Genomic DNA, 14851 nt, shown 5'->3' on the forward strand with positions numbered 1-14851 from the left:
TTATGACAACAGCCCGTCGAAACTGTGAAAAAAAACTGATTTGCCGATACCCCAACCAATCGTTCCCTTTTTATCAGGAGTAGCGCATGAACGCGCTCAGATTGGCATTAGAGGCAGGCAGAGCCCAGGGCTACGAACATACCGGTTTTATTGAAAGCAAAGGCCGCGGAGGCCCTTTTGGTCGCTGGCTGGTCAAGCTTTTTGGTTCTGGAGATAAAGGGCTGACTTACAGTCGAAGCTCTGTTTCGGCCAACCTTGATAGTGATTATGGGAAATCTGTCAGCCAAGAGGTTATGAGGAGCGTGGGTGCCAAACCTCTGACGGCTCGCAGGATTGTGAAACTTCACAGTAAGGCTGCCAAGCTCAAAAAATCTATCGACAAGCATAATAACCAGCATTCCCACAGCTGGATGAATCTTGGCAAGAGGGACAGTATTGCCAGCCAGCTGTTTACCCGTGTCACCGGTTATTCGCCTCAGCAACTACCTGATTATGAGAGAAATCGCCTGCAACAGCACCTTGAGGCGGCGTTTTACCATAATGGTGACCATGAGTTATCCCGGCAGGAAGCTGCTGAGCTGGTGGACAGTGTATTGGCTCACCACAATACCGCACTGGCTGGTGCAGCTCCGGAAATGGCGAGGGTTCTGGGCTATGAACAAGGTGCATTCTATCCGGAAGATCTGAATCAATGGCTGGAAGCCCAGCCATTGAACTATTACGACCGGAATCTGGTTCGTGCCTTTCAGTACAACAGTTCCCAGAGTGCACGGCTGACCAGTCGCTCTCCATTAAGCTTGATTCATAAAAAACAGTGGTCAGACCAGATAGATGATACCCGGGAACACCTTGGGAAGCTTAACCAGTCTCTGAATGCAATTCATCGTGGTGCTCTGACAGGGCTTCCTGAACCTGTTCGCCAGGCCATGGCTTATGACATTTATCACCAGATTAACCAGGGGCAGCAGCATATCTCTTATCTGGAAGGGCTGGAACGCGCAGACTTCCGTGGGCAGGAGCAACTGCGAAAAGCCGAAGAGCACATGTTAAACACTGGCTTACTGGTTTTGCACGAAAGCCTGGAGAAGGCTCAGACCAAAGGGCAGTTCCAGAAAGCCGAATCCCTGATGCACCAGATTGAAGATGTGAAGTACAGAAAAGCACGATTGCCTGGAAAACAGTTTACGCCTGTTGTGCACATGAAAAAATCTGTGAAGGCCGATACCGAAGCTCTTAAAAAAGAGTTAATTGAAGCCGGTGTCAGTTCACGAGGAATGAAGAAGCTTTGGTCCAAGGCTTCTGCAGCGGTGGCAAACAGCAGTGAATGGAAAACCATTGAAAAAGTTATTCCCATCAGGGCTGATGGACAGATTCATAACTACACATCAAAACTCGTACCAGCCGGGCAGATGCGCTTCACCCCTCCCGGACAAGCTGTCGGCAACCGTGATCCGTTTCCTTCCAGTTATAGCGGGCGTGGCAGAAGTTCAGCTGATTCTACGGAACGTATTCACGCCATTAATCTTTTTGAAACGGAAGTGACCTCCAGTGATGGGCGAACACTCTATAAAGGGTTACGCAGTGGCACATTGTTTTCCCATAAAACAAAAGACAAAGAGAAGCAGAGATCAACACTGGAAAACCGGACGATGGAAGTTCTGCGTGCCGCGTTTGTTCAAAAGTATGCGGCTCTTTCGGAGGCGCAGCAGCAGGCGATTATCAATGGCGCGCCTCTACCGTTTGATATGGTGGCAACATCTCTGCTTTCTCCCGACCAAATTCGTCACATGACAGGTATTCACGACGATGAGCTGATTTTCCAGAAAGCTCAGAACGACATGATGCAGAAACTTTGTGAAGAACCGGTGACCATGCAGGTTTTTGACAGCAATGGCCATGCACACACTGTAACTGCGGACATCCGTCTGACCACTTTGAATATTCCGGTGAATAACCTTGGCCTGAATCCTGCGTTGTCAAAGGTTGGCAGAACCTGGGAACAGGCTGATATGTATAACCAGATGGGATTGGATAAATTGCTGGGAAACAGCCATCCGGACAGCGATATTGGTGGAGTTGTGAGTGAATGGTTGAGAGGCCCCGGGCAGAACTCTCCAGACCGTGACAAGGTTCAGCAGCTGGTGTACCAGATTCGTACTTTGTACAGCCAGGGGCTGCACCACATGGAAGGCAACGATGCTTATGATCTGGTGGAACGGGTTCAGCTGTTGGCCTTTAAAATTGGAGCCGTGCCTCACATTAACTGCAAGAGTGGCAAAGACAGAACCGGTGAAGCCGATGCCAGAATCAAGCAGTTTGCCGCGGAAGTGGACCGCCTCGGCTATGTGCCAGATCCCGGAGCACCATTGACGCAGGAACATCGAGAAGCGGTGCAGGCCTTTATGTATGGCTCCGGTAACCTTGAGGTTCAGCAACAGAATATAGGTGTGCCACACTTTAAAACAGCGTTAGGAAAAGAAGAAATTGGTGAAGAGTTTTTTGAACTCACCCACTGACAGGTAATCAGGACGATTAATTTATGGACTCAGACAATAAAAATAAGCCGGAAAGCATCCTGCTCGAAGAGCAGGAGCTTGAACAGGCCTGGGCTGACATGAGAGAAGATGAACAGTTTCAGGCTTGCAATGATCCGGTGTTCGACCCTCAGGAGTCAGGGCAGTAACTGTTTACGAGCATAATCAATCAAGCTGGCGCTGACTTGTTTCATGGCACCTGACTCCAGGGCCCAGCGATGCCAGAACAGTACCCGGTTATGGCGTATATTTGGAATAATTTCTATCAGCTCCCCTGATGCCAGCTCATCACGAATCATCAGGTCCGGAATCATGCCGTAAGCCACGCCTTCTTTGGCCAGTGTGACAAAAGCTTCAGAGGTTCCCACGATATGACAGGGAACTTCACCTGGCGGCAGGTCAAAGTGCATTTCCAGGTAGCGCTGATGCATATCGTCAAAATGGTCAAAGGCAGTTGCCGGCGCATGCATCAGACTTTCCCGATCTACCCCATTGGGGAAATATCTCTCGATAAACTCAGGAGAAGCCGCGCATACATATTCGATGCGGCCAAGGCGATCGGCAATACAACCGGTGACAGGAGAAGGTTCCGTGCTGACTGCGCCTAGAACTTCCCCTTTACGAAGCAGATCCAGGGTTCTTGATTCATCGGTAATACGGAAATCCAGCTCTATCAGCTGTTCCTTAAGAACTGGTGCCAGAGCTGGAATCAGCCAGGTCGCCAGGGTATCAGCATTAACAGCCAGAGCCAGTGGCAGGAAATGAGCCTTGGAATCAGGCTGCAATTCGGGCAGGGCTTCCTTTTCCAGTAGCTGGACTCGTCGGAACAGTGCCAGAAGGCGCTGACCTGTGCTGGTGGGCTGGGGAGGCTGACTACGAACCAGAAGAGGCTGGCCCAGTTGCTTTTCCAGCTGGCGAATACGTTGAGAGACTGCAGATTGAGTAATGCAGAGTTGTTCAGCGGCCCGCTCAAAGCTGCGCTTGGTGATAACAGCGTCAAGGGCGGCGATAAGGCGGTAATCCAGATTATTCATTAGCGAAAACGATGGGGGGTTAAAATTCTGAGATTAACGTTCACAAGGTTTCCCGTTACCCTCAGTCGTAGGAGAACTGTCCCATGGCTCCATTCTAAATAACAATTCACAAAAACGGCACACGAGATACAGAAAACAATGACTTTTTTACCGGCTATCCAGGGTTTTTTTCTTGGAGCTTCGATGATTATTGCCATCGGAGCCCAAAATGCCTGGGTTTTGAAACAGGGAATTTCCAGAAATCATCATTTAATGGTCGCCAGTATCTGTGCTGTCTGCGATATCGCGCTGATCCTGCTAGGGGTTTATGGAGCCGGAACCCTGATTTCTGAGTCGCCAGTTCTTCTTGCGGTTATCACTATTGCCGGGGTTCTGTTTCTGGGCTGGTATGGGGCTCTGTCTCTGAAAAGTGCACGGTCACCTGAGGCGAGCCTGGAAATTTCCGGTGCTGGATCTTCAGGGCTGGTGAAGGTTGCAGGAGGAACGCTGGCTCTGACCCTTCTCAATCCCCATGTTTATCTTGATACAGTCGTTGTTCTTGGAAGTGTTGGCGGGCAGTTCGAAGACGCAGACAGAATGGCCTTTGCTATGGGAACAATACTGGCTTCCATTATCTGGTTTTACTCTCTTGCCATTGGGGCTGCGAAACTTGCTCCTATCCTTTCCAGACCAAAAGTTCGCCAGGGTATTGATCTGGTGATTTGCATCATTATGTGGACAATCGCCGCATCATTGATTGTGCGCTGGCTATAGTTGTTAGCCTGATTGTTTCGGGAGAATTGCTGTGATCAAACTGGATCGGCTCATTGAAGTACTGGGGAAGAGTTATAAGCCGGAAGACTATCCCTGTATACAAGGCGTCGATCGTTACTTTGTGGATAACCCAGCTATAGCAGGCAAGCGTCTTCTGTTTGCAGCCCCTTTGTTTATCAATACTCTGCCAGCACTCTTGCCCTGGTTAAAAGCTGGAGCTGATGTCATGGTGAGCTGGCCTGATGAAATTTCTCCTGATGAGCAAACTGTTCAATTGTTGGAAAGTTGTGGAATTAGGTGCTTAGAAAATATTCCTCGAAGTGAACAGTTTGATGTTGTATTGGACTGTACGGCGCATCATTGGAATATCCCTTCCCGTTGTGGGTATGTGGAGCTGACCCGCAGCGGTGCAACCAAGTATGAGCAACACAAAGACTTAGTGTGTATTGATGTTGACTCTTCCCCCGTAAAAGAAGTGGAGACCTTCCTGGGAACCGCTGATGGTTTGTTCAGGGCAATGGATCAGTTGGATATCGACTCAGTAGAAGGAAAAAACTGTCTGGTTTTTGGTTTTGGTAAAGTTGGTCGGGGAATTTCAAAAGGGCTGCTGGAGCGGGGGGCTCAGGTTTTAGTTGCCGAAATGCCTGAACATTTCGTAGATATCTCATCACTTACCTTTATTGATTGTGAAGATCAGATCGAGATTGCTTCGGCATTAGAAGACAGTTCTCTGGTTGTTACGGCAACAGGCATAGAAAACCTGATAACAGACAACCACGACGCCAACTTGTTTACTCAAAGTGATGCCATTCTGGTGAATATGGGCGCAGAAGACGAGTATGGTGCAGGTGTGCCTGAAGGGCGGGTCTTGAATAAACATATGCCAGTAAACTTTGTTCTCGATGAACCCACCCGCATGAAATTCCTTGATCCGATAATGGCGCTATACACACTCTGTGGCGCATTGCTGGTTGATTCGAAATTGTCAGGTTCCTTTGCTCCGGGTAAACATTTGCCACCTGAAAACCTGACGACTGAAATTCTTGCGTGTTTCTACAAAAGTAATCAGTTATCACCGTCTGTTTTTGAGTTCGAATAAAACGTTGATTGCTTAGACTTTCCACTATTATTTTTTATGAATTAAGCATGCTGCGTTGCATAGCAAACCTCACTGGCTGAAAACAAAACACAACTTGCACAAACAAGTAGTAAAGATTGACTCAAAACAAAAAGGAGTTGCCCCGTTTAAATAGAATGCTCTTAAGCATAAGAGTCTTGGCAGCAAGGGCCTTGTTGCCAATCGCACCCAGTCCCTGTCATTTGCCCTGGCGCTACATTTTTCATGCGCAGATGAGTCCTTTATTGGGACAGGAGTGGATGTATACATGCTCAATAATAAAACTGCTGGTTCACTGAATTTATCCCACCGTCTTAGCCTCCGGGATGCAATTACTCCCGGCATTGTCCACATTGGTTTAGGTGCGTTTCACAGAGGCCACCAGGCCCGGATCACTGATGAATTTATGGCTATTTCCGGCCAGCGTAACTGGGGGATCATCTCAGCCAACATCTACGGTGGGGAGCAGCTTGTCGCTGACCTTCAGGCTCAGGATAACCTGTATACAGTTGCTGAAATTCATTCGGATAACCGTCGAACCTATAAACTGGTCAGCTCTATAGTAGACACTCTTTACGCTGAGCGTGACCGGCATTCTTTGCTGAAAGCGATGCGTTCAGAGGACACTCGCATTGTTTCTTTAACGGTTACAGAGAAAGGTTACTGCACAAATCCTGCGACAGGAGAGCTGGATCTTAATAACCCTCTTATAGCCAATGACATCAAGTATCCTGAACACCCTCGCTCTGTTATTGGTTTGATTGTTACTGCACTTGCTGCTCGTCGTACTGCCAGACTCAAACCCTTCACTGTATTAAGTTGTGACAATATGCCAGATAACGGCAAGCGTGCTCGCAGTGCGGTATTGCAGATGGCTGCACAGTTTGATCCGGAGCTGGCTCGATGGATTGCCGACGAATGCTCTTTCCCCAGCACTATGGTTGATTGCGTTGTTCCTGCAGTGACTGCTGAAGACTTAGCAATAGTGAAAGACGAGCTGGGAGTTGAAGATAAAGGCGCAATTGTTTGTGAAGCTTTCCACCAGTGGATTATTGAAGACAATTTTGTAATGGGTCGCCCGGATTGGGACGATGTGGCCGGCGTAAGATTTGTTAAGGATGTTAAGCCTTACGAAGAGATGAAACTTCGCATGCAAAACGGTAGCCACTCCTTTATGGCCTACCTTGGCTACCTTGGTAATTATCCGACTATCAATGAAGTTGCGGCAGATCCTGATTTTTACGCAGCAATCAGCCACTTTATGAAAAACATTGCAGCAGCATCTCTGGATATGCCTGAAGATGCAGACCCGAACATTTATGCAGAAGAATTAATGCAGCGTTTCTGTAATCCAAGGTTGACCCACCGAATTTGTCAGATTGCCATGGATGGTTCCCAGAAAATTCCCGTGCGCTGGCTGAATACTGTTCGCTGGCATCTGGAGCAGGGCTCTGATTTCGCACCTTTGGCACTTGGCTTGGCAGGGTGGATGAAATATGTCAGTGCTGTAGATATAAATGGTGAATCTATAGATGTTCGTGATCCTATGTCTGCGGAACTGAAACTTATTGCAGACAGTCATCCGGGAAATCGGGTAGACAATATTGTCGCCAGGGTTAAAGCCTTTTTGTCTGTGAAAGCTATTTTTGGCGATGATCTTCCAAAGAATGATCGGTTTGTCAGTGAAGTGGTTGCAGCAAGTTGCCTGCTGGCAGAAAAGGGGGCTCGAGCCGCAGCCGCTAGCCTGAATAAATAACAATCCTTCGGAAAAGCTCTGGCGAATCATCTATAAACAGAAGCTGATTCGCCAGAGCAGGTTCGGAAGATGAGTATGGAGCAAACTTGGCGCTGGTATGGTCCAAATGACCCCGTCACACTTAGAGACATTAAACAGACAGGCGCCACTGGAATTGTTACTGCGCTTCATCATATCCCCAATGGTGAAGTCTGGTCGGTTGAAGAGATACAAAAGCGTAAGCAGATAATTGAGTGGGATCAGGAACGTAATCAACGTTCTGGTCTGACCTGGTCAGTTGTAGAAAGTGTTCCCGTTACTGAAGATATAAAAAAACGTTCGGGTGATTTCACTCAGCATATAGCGAATTACCAGCAGACTATTCGCAACCTTGCAGCCTGTGGGATGGATACTGTCTGCTACAACTTTATGCCAGTACTCGACTGGACCCGCACAGACCTTGCCTGGGAATTCCATGATGGTTCAAAAGCACTGCGCTATGACCATACGGCATTTGCTGCATTTGAACTCTTCTTACTTAAGCGCCCCGGCGCAGAAGAGGATTATGATGAAGGGACACGGTCTCAAGCTCGTGATTACTTCAACCAAATGTCTAATGAAGATAAAAAAACACTAACTTCCAATATTATTGCTGGCCTGCCCGGTGCCGAGGAGGGTTACACCCTTGCCCAGTTGCAGGAAAATATCGATTCCTATGACGGAATAGATCCGGAAACTCTGCGCAGCAATCTTTTCCAGTTTTTACAGGCTGTCGTTCCAGTCGCGGAAGCGTGTGGTGTACGCATGGCTATACACCCGGATGATCCGCCACGTCCTATCCTCGGCTTGCCCCGCATTGCCAGCAATGAACAGGACTATCGTCGTATAGTGGAAGCTGTAGACAGTCCATCAAACGGCATCACTTTCTGTACTGGTTCTCTGGGAGCACAGCGCAGTATCGACCTGCCCGGTATGGTTAAGCGTCTGGGTTCTCGTATTCATTTTATTCATCTCCGTAGCACCCATATGGAAAAAGACGGTTGGAGTTTCCACGAGGCCGACCATCTTGATGGTGATGTGGATATGTACAATACCATTCGAGCGCTATTGGAAGAACAGCGTCAGAGAGTGCACGAAGGCCGAAGAGATTTGCGTATGCCGGTTCGCCCGGACCATGGTCACCAAATGCTGGATGATCTGAATAAAACAACAAATCCCGGTTATTCCTGTCTGGGGCGCATGCGTGGGCTGGCAGAGCTTCGCGGTATGATGCTGGCTATTAATGCCCAGTTGGATTTACAGGAACAAGCCTGCCTAGAGCAGAGCCAGACATAATGACAGGAAAGCGCATAGCATCGATTGGCGAATGCATGGTGGAGCTGTCTGATATTGGCAATAACTGTTATCAGCGATCCTTTGCTGGCGACACGTTGAATACAGCGGTTTATCTGTCTCGCGGACTTCGGTCAACTGATCATCGGGTAAGTTATGTCACTGTACTGGGGGACGATCCTCTTAGTGACATGATGCTGGAAGGTTGGAAATCAGAAGGTATTGTTTGTGACCATATTGGCCGTATTCCGGATCGGTACCCGGGGCTCTATTCCATACAGTTAGACGGTAATGGTGAGCGTAGCTTCTGTTACTGGCGTAATGACTCTGCAGCAAAGCAGCTTTTTAAAGGTGGTTTGAGTGAGCAGCAGGCGAACAGTCTTTGCCATGATTTCGATGTGCTTTATCTTTCAGGTATAACCTTGGGTATTCTTGATGAAGAGAGCCAGAGTCTGCTGCTTTCCTATCTTGAAAAGGCAAGAAATAACGGCGCTGAGATTGTTTTTGATAACAATTACCGCTCCCGTTTGTGGTCTTCTATTGGCGAAGCCCGGAGTGCTGTGAATAAGGTGCTATCTCTGGCAACTATGGCCTTGGTAACATTTGATGATGAACGTGCCCTGTTTGGAGATCGCTCACCGGAAGATACTTTAAAGCGTCTGGACAACATACCAGAAGTTGTTGTCAAAAATGGTGCAGGTGGCTGCCTGGTTCGGTATCAGGAGGAAACTATTCAGGTATCGGCAATGGCTGTTTCTGAGGTGATAGATACAACCGCAGCAGGTGATTCTTTTAATGGTGGTTATCTGGCGGCAAGGATTCAGGGGGAGTCTGCCGTTCAGGCTGCAAAAGCTGGCCATACATTGGCCGCAATGGTGATTCAATACAAAGGGGCGATTCTTCCCGAAGAAGCTACAGCATCACTGTTTTAACAGATATAACAAGTCAGGGAACGTAATGTACGAAAAGCTGAAGAGAGTTATAGATCAGGCTGCGCCGGTTATGCCTGTGATGGTTGTCGATAACATTGAACAGGTCGTACCTATGGCTGCGGCGCTTCGTGAAGGTGGCATTACCGTTTTTGAGGTAACTCTGCGCTCTGAGTGCGCTATTGATGCCATTCATCTACTGAAGAAAGAATTTACTGATTGCTTTGTTGGCGCGGGAACCGTGATTAATTGTGATCAGTTTCGAAAGGTTACTGATGCTGGCGCTGATTTTGTTGTGTCACCGGGATTATCTGACGATCTTCTGGAAGCCGCGAGGGATACAGGCCTTTCCTTCCTGCCCGGTGTTTCTACTGCCAGCGAAGTGATGCAGGCACTGGCGGCTGGCTTTGATATGTTGAAGTTTTTTCCGGCGGAGCAGGCGGGTGGCGTTGCCATGTTGAAGGCATTGTCTGGGCCATTCGGGCAGGTCAGTTTTTGCCCAACGGGTGGAATAGGTCAGCACAATGTTGCAGATTACTTAAGCCTGCCCAATGTCGCCTGTGTTGGCGGTTCCTGGCTCCTGCCGAAAGATGCAGTGGCTGCTGGTGACTGGAGTATGGTGACTGCGTTGGCGAAGGAAGCTTCGTCTTTATTGCAACTCTGAAACTAAGGCGAGGTTTGTATGGCCTCGCCTTTCTAATCGTTGAATTTTTCTTAGCCTTTACTGGCCGCAACAATGCCCTTTTTTCCTACAGAAACGGTTCCGTCCTGATGGAACTGAGCGGCTTGCTTTCGCTTGCGGCCAATAAGAATGCACTCGTCGTCGAAGAACAAAAAGTTTTTCCAGTTCCGGCTGAAAACATCCCAGGTTGTTTCCAGAACGGCTTCACTGTCGATGCAATAAAAGACAGTAGTTTCTGGTGTCCATTGAAGGTGTTCTGCAACAACAGCCGGTAATTCTGGTGCATCGGATTCCCACTCTTCCTGCCAGCTGCCCGACTCTTCCCAGGTTTCTTCCTGTGCTGGCCAGTCATCATCACCAAAATCTTCAGGAGTTAAACACTGTTTGCTGATGTTGTTACGCCAGATATCAATTGCAGCTACGGAAACCAGCGGTTTGATCTGTTCCAGATCTTTTGCAGGAACCGGCATTTCTGCATGGCGAAAGATCCAGGTGTTTTTGTAATCGGACAGGGGAATGTATTTCATTTGTGAAGCATCTTGGATGGAAAACCTTGAATGGAGAACCGTAATGGCAGATTGGGCAGGTCAGCTGTGGAGGGAACTTTATCAGATAGAGTCTGATTTTGCTTGGAAATCAGAGCCTGTTCACAGGTTCTAAGAAGGTAGTGAACAGGCTTCAGATATTAGTTTGAGTTACTGACCCGAATGCCCAGAGAGCGCAATTCACCGGTAGCAACATCATACACGCAGCCATGAATAGAGAGCTGTTGCCCGTTTTTCCAGGCTTTTTGCACAACAGGATTATCTGCAACGTTTAGTACTTGTTGCTCAATGCTGAGTTCACAGAGTCGTTCAGCCTGTTCGGATTCATTGGGCAGGCTTTCCAACTGTTCACTGTGATGGTCACAGAGTTCGTGAAGAGGTGTCAGCCACTCTTCAAGAGTTCCGTCTGCCTCTTTCTTCAGTGCTGCTGCCACACCACCACAGTTAGTGTGGCCGGTGACAATAATGTTTTTCACCTTGAGAACTTCCACCGCAAACTGAATGGCTGACATACAGCTCTTATCAGCGGGGTTCACAAGGTTTGCGATATTCCGGTAAACCAGCATCTGGCCAGGTTCCAGACCGGTCAGTTGTTCTGCAGGCATGCGGCTGTCGATACAGCCAATCCATAGGTATTCCGGAGATTGACCTTTTGCCAGCCGGGCAAAGCCACCAGGCTCTTTCTCTTCCCGCTCATCAGCCCATGCGCGGTTTTGTTTCAGGAGTGCGTTTATCTCATCCATTCTTTTTAGTGCGCCCGATAGTCCGAAAACCAATAACGAATATTATAAGCAGGATCGTAAACAGGAGGCCTGTAACCGTCCATAATATCCACGTTGCATTGCGTAACAGGTCGTCAGGTTTAAAACTGCTGATGGCCTGCATACGGGGTTCTGTTACGTTCTTGTTTAGCACAATATTGGCAATACCATCCCCGTCTGTGTCGGGAAGGTTGGCAAAGAAGTCCAGCTGAGCCTGCCAATTCTTATATTCCTGCAACCCTTCTTCGGCAGGAAGCCTGTCTACAATGCTCAGTTTCAGATCTGGCAAGGGGTTACCGTCTTTATCTTTAGGGGTAATGTTTACCAGCCCATAGCTGAGATCTTTCATCACCCAGGCAAAACTGCCGACATAACTGGACGCAGAAAAACTATAGAGGCGGGTTGTGTCTGTCAGATCCAATGGAGTGAACCCGGTTTCATGGGAGCCAAGCTCAATAGAGGTGATGCGATCAAGAGGTGGGCGCATTTTATTATAGGTAAAACGCAGGCCAGAGAAGCGTGGGAAATAGTCATCACCCTTGATGAGATAGGCAAAGGACATGATTTCCATAAGCCCGCGTAGTTCCTGAGCATTCATCCAAACCTTCATTAGCGGGTAACCAGGCTGGTTATCGTTGCCAACGCCGAGAGGTTGCAGGCGGAAGATATCGGAAACTGACTGGATGCCGCTATCGCCCATCAGCATATCAGCACGGATCAGGCTTTTGGTAGTCATTGCTACATCGCTGTCAGTGGCTTTTCGAATGCCGTCAGCGACAAGGTTACCGAGAGCATGATCTTCATAGGCTCGTGTCAGGGTTTTCGGGGTTTTGACCAAAGGCTGGTTGAAGCTGTACGGGCTGCCCGCCATCACTTCCTGGTCAATCAGCGCTTTAAAAGCGTTCACCTTTTCAGTGACAGCGTTTTTACCAATAATCTGGTCATCAATGGTGTGCAGTTTGTAGCCTTTGACGGTAACTTTGCCATTGTCTTTCAGCTCAAGGGAGATTTCCCCAAGGTAGCGGGTATCGGAGCCAGCCTGCAGTACAGGAGTTCCATTAATCATGATGGGCTCGTGGAGAGCTGTATGGCTATGGCCGCCAACAATGGCATCGATTCCGGGCACCTGACGGGCATATTCAACTTCTTCGCCGCCCCAGCTGCCGTCTTCATTTTTAACCACACCGCTGTGGGACATAAGAATCACCACATCAGCCTTTTGCTCTTCTTTCAGCAACCTGACCATAAACTTGGCGGTGGCAATCTGCTCCGCGAAAACTGCTGGTTTGGCATTGGGGGACACTTCGTCGGCTTCTTTTCCAATCAGGCCGAACAGGCCAAAGCGGATGCCGTTTTTCTCAATAATCTTCCACTTTTGAATGGTGCCGTTGTCCTGCAGGTATTTCTGGGCAGGGGGAAGTTCCAGATTGGAGGTGATAATGGCGGGTATCTCGTCCAGATGATTTCTGGCTGCATCCAGCATCTGTGAGAGGCCATCCGGGCGGAAGTCGAATTCATGGTTGCCCAGAGTCAGGGCATCGTAGCCCAGCAGCTTCATCAGTCTCAGTTCCGGAGCATGTTTCCGGTAGAGAGTATGGAATAACGTTCCCTGGCTGATATCACCGCCATCCAGTAACAACACGGGTTGGCCACCAAGCTCACTGCGGCGCTGGTCTATCAGGGTTGCCAGCCGTGCCACGCCACCAATGGTTTTATCATCGTTTATGGTTTGTGGGGTGTATTCGGTGTTGGGGCCAAACCCCAGCAGGCGGGACTGCCAGTCATTGGTGTGCAGAACTGTAAAAGGTTGTCCTGCCGCCATAAGCAAGGAGGAGAAACTCAGGCTTACGACCAGAAAAAAGCGCTGAAGTAGAGTCATTTTTATAATCTTTATTAGTAACTGCGACAAATTGGTGACACTGGAAGAAGTGTACTGGGCATATGCCCTCCGGGTAAATACCTACTGGCTATAGTGAGGAGAGTCGGGAGTTAAAAAGAATCATCAGGGAAGGTATATCCATGAACAGGTTAACCGGTTGTCTTTGGCTTGCAATATCCTTTGTAGCCTCATCGATGACTCAGGCTGCTCCAACGGATTCAGACACCATAAGCGCTTTTCAGATACGTGCGACGGATAGTCCGACCAGCTGCCTGGTTTTAAAACCAGATGCGGGAGAGGATCGCAGCGAAGTTATTGAAGTGATTGATGGTGTCTGTACTTACGAAGGAGCCTTGTTCTGGACTCTGGGGAAGAATCATCAGCTTATCGGTGTGACCAAGGATGTTGAGAAAAATGAGTCTCCCTGGTGCCTGACCCGTGAAAGCTCTTTCTACAGTGGCGAAACCCTGTCAGTCAGAGAATGTTATGACTCTGTCAATGAAGCCCAAAGCTGGGACTTTGATAACAAAGGCTTGCTGTACCGCTATAAGGAAGGGACTGGTCGTATTAGTACCGTTTCTGTTGTGGGACACTTTTCTGAGTTGGAAATGGGTGTCTGGAAAGGAAGCTTCCAGTGGGTGCATGAGAACCCCAGAGATACTAACTGGTGTTACACCATTCCCTGGGCGGAAAAATGTAATCAGGTCTGCGCTTCAACTGTAGAGCAGCCAAACTGTGAAGCTGGCGGGTCTTCGAAGCCAACGCCTCCGCCTACGGGACCGACTCCTACCCCAACACCGACAGGCCCTACACCGACGCCAACGCCCACTAAACCCGGAGATCTAGGTCCTACACCAACAGGTCCAACGCCTACACCTACTCCAACAACTCCGGAAAACAAACCTGAGACGAAGCCAGAAGGTGAGAAACCCAGTCCAACTCCAACGCAGCCGACCCCTCAGCCAGCACCACAACCGCAGCCTGAACCGGAAACCCCGGCGATCAGTAAGAAAGCGGCCTGGTTTGCGCTGAAGCAGGCTCGTACAGATGATAATTTTTGTCTGGAAGCCAAGACCACTCAGGTTCCTGACAAGAGCGGTAGTGGCTATGTCACGGTCAAGCTTGTCAGCCTGCAGTACTGTACTCCCGGTAAGAGCAGCCAGCAGTGGGCCCATGATCTGGTTACCAAGCAAATTTTCAATAAAGGTTTTGAAGAGAGCAATGAAGATGTCTGCTTAACCAAAGGCAACACAGATATAAGAATGACGCCTTGCTTGAGCCGTGGTCAGGAGAATCGCAGCCAGATGTGGTACTTCAGCCGTGGCTGGACCTCAGGCATTTCTTACGCCGCTCTGCTTTCATACACCGATGGCAGGGATAGCTGGAAGTACTTGTTAAATAATCCGCAGAAGACTCGCCTTAACCACTGGGTGCTGCCCAAATACAATGAAGATTGTGAAAGAGTTGAGCGGAAATGCTACGACCTGCCAGATGGGCAGTTGCAGGACTACGTACCGTTTTACATTAATTGAGAACGCCCCCTAGATTGA

At 48.8% G+C, this 14851-nt stretch carries 13 protein-coding genes; 9 read left to right on the forward strand and 4 right to left on the reverse strand.

Annotated features, from left to right (window positions below):
- Window positions 1-86: 86 nt before the first annotated feature.
- Window positions 87-2516 carry an inositol phosphate phosphatase SopB gene (locus ACY2RR_RS07325; RefSeq protein ID WP_490107487.1) on the forward strand — a complete coding sequence of 810 codons (2430 nt, stop codon included), beginning with the start codon at window positions 87-89 and terminating at the stop codon, window positions 2514-2516.
- Between the two features lie 23 nt (window positions 2517-2539).
- Window positions 2540-2683: a hypothetical protein gene (locus ACY2RR_RS07330; protein ID WP_490107488.1), complete on the forward strand. Its 144-nt coding sequence runs from the start codon at window positions 2540-2542 to the stop codon at window positions 2681-2683.
- On the opposite strand, the gene ACY2RR_RS07335 is transcribed toward ACY2RR_RS07330, so the two are convergent.
- Window positions 2672-3568, reverse strand: a complete 897-nt coding sequence (locus tag ACY2RR_RS07335; RefSeq protein WP_490107489.1) for a LysR family transcriptional regulator ArgP — start codon at window positions 3566-3568, stop codon at window positions 2672-2674. The genes ACY2RR_RS07330 and ACY2RR_RS07335 overlap by 12 nt on opposite strands.
- A 138-nt stretch (window positions 3569-3706) precedes the next feature.
- On the opposite strand from ACY2RR_RS07335, the gene ACY2RR_RS07340 reads away from it, so the two are divergent.
- From ACY2RR_RS07340 to ACY2RR_RS07365, 6 genes are all read left to right on the forward strand, one after another.
- A complete protein-coding gene (locus ACY2RR_RS07340; RefSeq protein WP_490107490.1) occupies window positions 3707-4321 on the forward strand; it encodes a LysE/ArgO family amino acid transporter in 615 nt (204 codons plus the stop codon).
- A 31-nt stretch (window positions 4322-4352) separates the two neighbouring features.
- The gene (locus ACY2RR_RS07345) at window positions 4353-5420 is read left to right on the forward strand and encodes an NAD(P)-dependent oxidoreductase (RefSeq protein ID WP_490107491.1); all 1068 of its coding nucleotides are present in this window, start codon (window positions 4353-4355) and stop codon (window positions 5418-5420) included.
- A gap of 286 nt (window positions 5421-5706) precedes the next feature.
- Window positions 5707-7194: a mannitol dehydrogenase family protein gene (locus ACY2RR_RS07350; RefSeq protein WP_490107492.1), complete on the forward strand. Its 1488-nt coding sequence runs from the start codon at window positions 5707-5709 to the stop codon at window positions 7192-7194.
- 75 nt (window positions 7195-7269) lie between these two features.
- The gene (uxuA, locus tag ACY2RR_RS07355; protein ID WP_490107883.1) at window positions 7270-8508 is read left to right on the forward strand and encodes a mannonate dehydratase; all 1239 of its coding nucleotides are present in this window, start codon (window positions 7270-7272) and stop codon (window positions 8506-8508) included.
- Complete coding sequence (locus ACY2RR_RS07360) at window positions 8508-9437, forward strand: sugar kinase (protein WP_490107493.1); 930 nt, start codon at window positions 8508-8510, stop codon at window positions 9435-9437. The genes uxuA and ACY2RR_RS07360 overlap by 1 nt, the downstream gene beginning before the upstream one ends.
- A 25-nt stretch (window positions 9438-9462) precedes the next feature.
- Window positions 9463-10098: a bifunctional 4-hydroxy-2-oxoglutarate aldolase/2-dehydro-3-deoxy-phosphogluconate aldolase gene (locus ACY2RR_RS07365; protein WP_490107494.1), complete on the forward strand. Its 636-nt coding sequence runs from the start codon at window positions 9463-9465 to the stop codon at window positions 10096-10098.
- Window positions 10099-10148: 50 nt separating this feature from the next.
- Here ACY2RR_RS07365 and ACY2RR_RS07370 read toward each other — a convergent pair whose 3' ends face one another.
- From ACY2RR_RS07370 to ACY2RR_RS07380, 3 genes are all read right to left on the reverse strand, one after another.
- Window positions 10149-10643 carry a DUF2947 domain-containing protein gene (locus tag ACY2RR_RS07370; protein ID WP_490107495.1) on the reverse strand — a complete coding sequence of 165 codons (495 nt, stop codon included), beginning with the start codon at window positions 10641-10643 and terminating at the stop codon, window positions 10149-10151.
- A gap of 158 nt (window positions 10644-10801) precedes the next feature.
- Complete coding sequence (locus ACY2RR_RS07375) at window positions 10802-11404, reverse strand: carbonic anhydrase (RefSeq protein ID WP_490107496.1); 603 nt, start codon at window positions 11402-11404, stop codon at window positions 10802-10804.
- Window positions 11397-13301 carry a bifunctional metallophosphatase/5'-nucleotidase gene (locus ACY2RR_RS07380; protein ID WP_490107497.1) on the reverse strand — a complete coding sequence of 635 codons (1905 nt, stop codon included), beginning with the start codon at window positions 13299-13301 and terminating at the stop codon, window positions 11397-11399. The genes ACY2RR_RS07375 and ACY2RR_RS07380 overlap by 8 nt, the downstream gene beginning before the upstream one ends.
- Window positions 13302-13441: 140 nt before the next feature.
- Between ACY2RR_RS07380 and ACY2RR_RS07385 the strand changes: the two genes are divergently transcribed.
- Window positions 13442-14833, forward strand: a complete 1392-nt coding sequence (locus ACY2RR_RS07385; RefSeq protein WP_490107498.1) for a hypothetical protein — start codon at window positions 13442-13444, stop codon at window positions 14831-14833.
- Window positions 14834-14851: the final 18 nt, after the last annotated feature.

The sequence above is a fragment of the Parendozoicomonas sp. 2304DJ65-17 genome, assembly GCF_058148445.1.

What these genes read in the sequence shown, in the direction of transcription:
- ACY2RR_RS07325 (WP_490107487.1), top strand. Translation starts at nt 87, where the DNA reads ATGAACGCGCTCAGATTGGCATTAGAGGCAGGCAGAGCCCAGGGCTAC.
- ACY2RR_RS07330 (WP_490107488.1), top strand. Translation starts at nt 2,540, where the DNA reads ATGGACTCAGACAATAAAAATAAGCCGGAAAGCATCCTGCTCGAAGAG.
- ACY2RR_RS07335 (WP_490107489.1), bottom strand. Translation starts at nt 3,568, where the DNA reads ATGAATAATCTGGATTACCGCCTTATCGCCGCCCTTGACGCTGTTATC.
- ACY2RR_RS07340 (WP_490107490.1), top strand. Translation starts at nt 3,707, where the DNA reads ATGACTTTTTTACCGGCTATCCAGGGTTTTTTTCTTGGAGCTTCGATG.
- ACY2RR_RS07350 (WP_490107492.1), top strand. Translation starts at nt 5,707, where the DNA reads ATGCTCAATAATAAAACTGCTGGTTCACTGAATTTATCCCACCGTCTT.
- uxuA (WP_490107883.1), top strand. Translation starts at nt 7,270, where the DNA reads ATGGAGCAAACTTGGCGCTGGTATGGTCCAAATGACCCCGTCACACTT.
- ACY2RR_RS07360 (WP_490107493.1), top strand. Translation starts at nt 8,508, where the DNA reads ATGACAGGAAAGCGCATAGCATCGATTGGCGAATGCATGGTGGAGCTG.
- ACY2RR_RS07365 (WP_490107494.1), top strand. Translation starts at nt 9,463, where the DNA reads ATGTACGAAAAGCTGAAGAGAGTTATAGATCAGGCTGCGCCGGTTATG.
- ACY2RR_RS07370 (WP_490107495.1), bottom strand. Translation starts at nt 10,643, where the DNA reads ATGAAATACATTCCCCTGTCCGATTACAAAAACACCTGGATCTTTCGC.
- ACY2RR_RS07375 (WP_490107496.1), bottom strand. Translation starts at nt 11,404, where the DNA reads ATGGATGAGATAAACGCACTCCTGAAACAAAACCGCGCATGGGCTGAT.
- ACY2RR_RS07380 (WP_490107497.1), bottom strand. Translation starts at nt 13,301, where the DNA reads ATGACTCTACTTCAGCGCTTTTTTCTGGTCGTAAGCCTGAGTTTCTCC.
- ACY2RR_RS07385 (WP_490107498.1), top strand. Translation starts at nt 13,442, where the DNA reads ATGAACAGGTTAACCGGTTGTCTTTGGCTTGCAATATCCTTTGTAGCC.